The sequence below is a fragment of the Streptomyces sp. sk2.1 genome (assembly GCF_008120935.1).
Classification (GTDB): Bacteria; Actinomycetota; Actinomycetes; order Streptomycetales; family Streptomycetaceae; genus Streptomyces.
Genome location: NZ_RDBO01000151.1, coordinates 1 through 4,950 on the forward strand (window position 1 = coordinate 1; position 4,950 = coordinate 4,950).

General features: G+C 71.7%; 6 protein-coding genes. 4 read left to right on the forward strand and 2 right to left on the reverse strand.

The annotated features are described in order from the left end of the window. The 4 genes from EAO76_RS45610 to EAO76_RS41695 all read left to right on the forward strand — a co-directional run. On the forward strand, nt 1-184 hold a 184-nt coding region (locus EAO76_RS45610; RefSeq protein ID WP_222872265.1), incomplete at its 5' end, for a hypothetical protein. A gap of 402 nt (nt 185-586) precedes the next feature. Then, entirely contained in the window at nt 587-835 is a 249-nt protein-coding gene (locus tag EAO76_RS47420; protein ID WP_316248412.1) for a hypothetical protein, read from the forward strand. 243 nt (nt 836-1,078) lie between these two features. Beyond that, nucleotides 1,079-1,453, forward strand: coding sequence for a hypothetical protein (locus tag EAO76_RS41690; protein WP_148841444.1), 375 nt, complete (start codon nt 1,079-1,081; stop codon nt 1,451-1,453). Further along, nucleotides 1,450-2,040, forward strand: coding sequence for a TetR/AcrR family transcriptional regulator (locus tag EAO76_RS41695; RefSeq protein ID WP_148841445.1), 591 nt, complete (start codon nt 1,450-1,452; stop codon nt 2,038-2,040). Before EAO76_RS41690 ends, EAO76_RS41695 begins: the two co-directional genes overlap by 4 nt. Before the next feature lie 87 nt (nt 2,041-2,127). Here EAO76_RS41695 and EAO76_RS41700 read toward each other — a convergent pair whose 3' ends face one another. Both EAO76_RS41700 and EAO76_RS41705 read right to left on the reverse strand, forming a co-directional pair. Continuing rightward, on the reverse strand, nt 2,128-3,681 hold the full coding sequence (locus EAO76_RS41700) for an acyltransferase (protein WP_316248413.1): 1,554 nt from the start codon (nt 3,679-3,681) through the stop codon (nt 2,128-2,130). Nucleotides 3,682-3,762: 81 nt separating this feature from the next. After that, complete coding sequence (locus EAO76_RS41705) at nt 3,763-4,917, reverse strand: MFS transporter (protein WP_148841446.1); 1,155 nt, start codon at nt 4,915-4,917, stop codon at nt 3,763-3,765. Nucleotides 4,918-4,950 lie beyond the last annotated feature (33 nt).

Consider the following 4,950-nt stretch of genomic DNA (forward strand, 5'->3'; position numbering starts at 1 on the left):
GGTGGGCGCCGAGCGGCACGTACGTCAGCGGGCGGACGGGGCGTCCGACGTGTCGGCGTCCTCCTCGGAGGCACCCGTCGACCACTGGTGTCGTCCTGTGGTCGTGCCCGGCTTCCGCCGCACCGGCGAGCGCCGTTCGGTCCGGCAGCGGACGCCGAACACCCGCCCCGTACAAGAAGGTTGACGGCGTCGGACCGTATCGGGGAGGGCACTCATGACCACACGCGCCAGGACCGCGGCGGCGACGGCGCCGAGACGTCGGTCGGCGCGTCGTCCGGTCGCAAGCCCGTCGAGCCCGTTCCCCGCTGGGCGGTCCGGGTCGCCCATGCCATTCCGCTGTGTGTCCTGCCGTCCGGGTTGTGGCGTGTCGCGCTGGTGCTGGGCCTGGCCGGTTACGACGCGGACTACGACTGGGCGGGGTGGGAACGCCTGTACGTGCTCGGGCTGTCCGTGGTCTCCGAAGGGCTCGCGCTGCTCGCCCTCGGGCTGGTGCGGTCGTGGGGCGAAGTCGCCCCGCGTTGGGTGCCGGGGCTGCGGCAGACGGATCCCGATCCGGGCGGTGGTCGTTCCGGCCGCACTCGGGGCGGTGCTGATCACGACGTTCGTCGCGTACGCCGTGCTGAACCAGGTCTTCGGTTTCGTGGAGCCGCTGAACGAGAGCGGTGCCCGTCCCTCCGTCAACGGTCCGGCCGCCTGGGCGCTGTGTGTGACGTACGCCCCGCTCATCGCCCGGGGGCCGCTCCTGGCGATCCTCACCGTCGCGTACCACCGGCGCCGCCGGGCGAACGAGGAGGGCGGGGGCGAGGTGGGAGACGCCGGCGGGCACCGCGGATGAGCGGCAGGGCGGTGGTGCCCTGACCGCGCCCGCGGCGGAGACCGGCAGGAGAAGGCCGACCGGCGGAGGCCGGCACGAGAAGGCCGACCGGCGGAGACCGGCAGGAGACGGCGGACAGGAGGAGGCCGGCCCCGACGTGGATCACCTCTCCGTTTGATTTGGACGACCGTCCAGGACTATCGTCCAAAAAGACGGCCGACTCCACACGCACACGTAACGGAGAACGTGATGAACCAATCCTTGTTGGCGACTGTGACCGCGGCGCTCCTGGTCTGGGAGACGCTGCTGCTGATTCCCATGGTCCCGGGGAAGCTGATCGACACGAGGGACTTCTCCCCGCTTCCCCGGTGGCAGTACAACGGCTTCAACGTGTATCTGACCGCCCTCGGGCTCGCCGGCTTCGTGGTGGCCGGGTTCGCCATGGCCGGGCAGCACTGGGCCTTCGTGGCGGCGCTGGTGCTGAGCATCGGCCACATCGCGGTCTTCGCGGCCGACCTCGGCGCGGTCTTCCCCGTCGTGCGCGATCCCCTGCCGGTACAGTTGCTCGTTCTCGAAGCGATCGCGCTGGCCTCGGCCGGTGTGCTCGCGGTGGTCGCGATCCAGGGAGTACGGCTGTGAGCGACGGGCCCACGAGCCCCTCGCGCGGGACGGACACGCGCGAGAAGATCATCGAGGCCGCCGCCTCCCTCATCCCCGAACTGGGCTGGGGCGACGTGAGCAGCCGGCGGGTGGCGGAGCGCGCGGGTGTGAACACCGGGGTGATCCACTACCACGTGGGGAGCATCGGTGAACTCCGGCGCATCGCCGCGGTGCGGAAGATCCGGACGTTCTTCCTCGACCGGATCGACGGGGCCCTGTCCCTGACGGATCCGGCCGAGGCCGTGGAGACCATGCTCCGGGCGTTGTCCGCCAACGATCCGCGCGATCCGGAACTGCTGCTGCTGTACGAGTCCCTCGTCGCCGCGAGCCGGGACGACGAGCTGCGCGCCGAGATCGCCGCCCTGCTGGCCGAGTTGCGGCAGCGGCTGTGCGACTGGTTCGGGGCCCGGGGGGTCGCGCGCCCGCTCGCCGTCGCGGTCACCCTCACGGCGGCGATCGACGGCTATCTGCTCCAGCGGTCGCTCGACCCGTCCGTCGAGCCCGGCCCCCTCGTCGAGGGCCTGGTCGGACTGGTCCGGCAGCAACTCGCGGCCGACGGGGTGTGAGGCGCGAAGCGGGGTGTGGGACGCAAAAGCGCGGGGGCCGGGCGGTGGTTCCCCATCGCCCGGCCCCCGCACCCGGGGTGCGGGACCTCATCCACTGCCGTGCCGGGCGAGAACCGGGACGTCCTCGGCCCGGACATTCCCGGTCCGGGAGTCCTCGGCCCGGACGTCCCCGTCCCGGACATTCCCGGTCCGGACGTCCTCGTCCCCGGCGCTCCCGGTCCGGGAGTCCTCGCCCCGGACGTTCCCGTCCCCGGCGTCCTCATGGCGCACGCCCAGCTGAACGGGCACGATGCGGGCGCCCTGCCCGGCCACGGCCTCCGGGACGGTCCGTTCCCGTACGACGAGCAGCCCCGTCAGCACCAGTGCCACCCAGAGCACCGGAGCGAGCGGATTTCCGGGGAAGACGAATCCCTGGGCGGCGAGCCCGAGAAGGCCACCGGCGGAAAGGACCGCGGCGAGAGCGATCCGGCCGGGACCCATTTCCGATGCCGTACCCGAACGGCGACGGAATTCGAACCGGCCGAACACCCCGGTGAAGCACATCAGGAATATTCCCGAAACGCCGATCCACAGCGGTGCCACCGCGAACCACATCGGGCTGCCGGGGGTCGGCGTCGAGAATCCGAGTCCGACGATCGCGATTCCCGCCGTCATCACGAGCGCGGGCATGTGCCAGAGATACAGGGTCATGAACCGGGTTCCGCACCACCGCAGGACGGCGGCGGCCGACGGACGTCCGGCGAGCCGGGTGATGACGGGTTTGAGCGTCAGCCAGAGTCCGAGCTGGCCGACCGCCAGCGACAGCATCAGCGCGGTCGGAGGGCTCATGTTGGAGACCGGGGCGCCGGGCATCCCGATCATCGACGCCGGGTAGGGCCCGAAGAACACGGCGGCCGCGGTGAGTCCGAAGCCGACCGCGGCCAGCCCCGCCGACGGCCGTCCGCTCCGTACGCGCAGGCCGCCGTCGGCGTAGTGGAAGCCGATCTGGTGGACCGCCAGCCAGACGAACAGGGCGTTCACGAAACCGATCGCGGGGCCGGCCTCGAAGCGCAGCACGTCGACGACCAGGGCGCAGACGGCGAGTACGCCGACCACGCGCCACCCGTACCGGCGGTACCACTGGTACATCACCGGGGTGAGCGCGACCACGAGGACGTAGACGGCGAGGAACCAGAGCAGTTGGCCGGCGATCCTGCCCGCCAGCAGCACCGGCTGCTCCGGCACCCCCGCGCCGATCAGCACATGGGGCAGCAGCAGCCACACGGCCGCCAGGGGCACGACCGGCACCAGGAGGCGCGCGATTCTGCTCCGGAGCCAGACGCGCGTCGATTTCGTCGGACGGAACGAGAAGAAATTGGCGGCACCACCGGCGAAGAAAACCATGGGCATGACCTGCGTCAGCCAGGTGACAATCCACCAGCCGGGGCTCGCGAGCGCATTTCCGGTGCTCAAGTGTCCGTTCTCGTAGGCGAGTACGGGCATGAGCCAGTGCTGGGAAATCACTGCCAGCACGCACAGTGCCCTGATGACATCTATGAATGGATCACGGTCGCGACCGGGTGAATGAGCCTGCGTCTGCTGCATACGGACATCGTGCTGGCGGCAGGCGAATCGGGCAGTAAAGCGGCCCCCCGAATTCATCGGGGTGCCAGCACCGCGTGCCGTGGTGGGGTTCTCCCCACCACGTACGGGGTGCGGCCACCGTGCCCGGGGGCGGTGGGTTCACTCCCGCGGCCCCCGGGCACCGGGGTTCCCGGCGACCGCCGCGACCACCGCGAGCGCCGCGGTCGCGCCGCCGAGCGTCATGACCGCCGACACGGAGACGTGGTCCAGTACGGCTCCGCCCGCCAGGGCGCCGAGGGCGAAGGTCGCCTGGAAGGACGCGGTGAACAGGACGGACGCGGCTTCGGGCGCCTCGGGCGCGGCCCTGGCGAACCAGGTCTGCGAGCAGACCGGCACCGCACCGTAGGCCACTCCCCACACGGCCAGCAACGCGACGGCTCCGACCTCCCGCCCGCCCAGGACCGGGAGCAGGGCGGCCGAGGCGGCGATCAGGCCCGCGGCGAGGGAGACCGCGAGGCGCGGGCGGCGCGTCACCAGCGCGCCGCCGACGAAGTTGCCGACGATCCCGGCGGCTCCGTAGACCAGCAGGAACACCGTGATCAGCGTCGGACCGGCGTGCGTGACCTGTTCCAGGAAGGGGGTGACGTAGGTGTACGTCGCGAAGTGGGCCAGGACGACGAGGAAGGTGAGGAGAAGGGCGAACCGGGTACCGGGCCGGCCCAGCACCGTGCCCAGCAGGCGCGCGCGGGTGACCTGCGCGGGCGGCAGGGGCGGGACCACCAGGAGCATCAGGGCCAGTACGCCCACGCTCAGCGCCCCCATGACCACGAACGCCGTCCGCCAGCCGGCCAGGCCGCCGATGAACGTACCGGCGGGGACGCCGAGTACGGAGCCCAACGGGACGGCCGAGAAGATCACCGCTGTCGCCCGGCCGACCGACGCCGGGCGGACCAGCCGGCCCGCCAGTCCGGCGCCGATGGACCAGAAGCCGCCGATGGTGACCCCGACCATCACCCGGGAGACCAGGACGAGTCGGTAGTCGGTCGCGGTGGCGACGAGGAAGTCGGCCAGGGCCAGCAGGAGCATGAAGGCGCAGAGCATCACGCGCCGGTCGACCCGCGCCGTGACCACCGTGACCAAGGGGGCGGAGACGGCCGCGAGGAGTCCGGGCATGGTCATCATCAGGCCCGCCGTGCCGTCCGAGACGGCGAAGTCGGACCCGATCGAGGTGAGCAGGCCGATCGGCAGGATCTCGGTGGTGACGATCGAGAAGATGCCCAGCATGACGGAGACGACGGCGAGCCGGCCGCGCAAAGGGGTGCGGGGCCGGCTCGCCGTCGTCTCCGT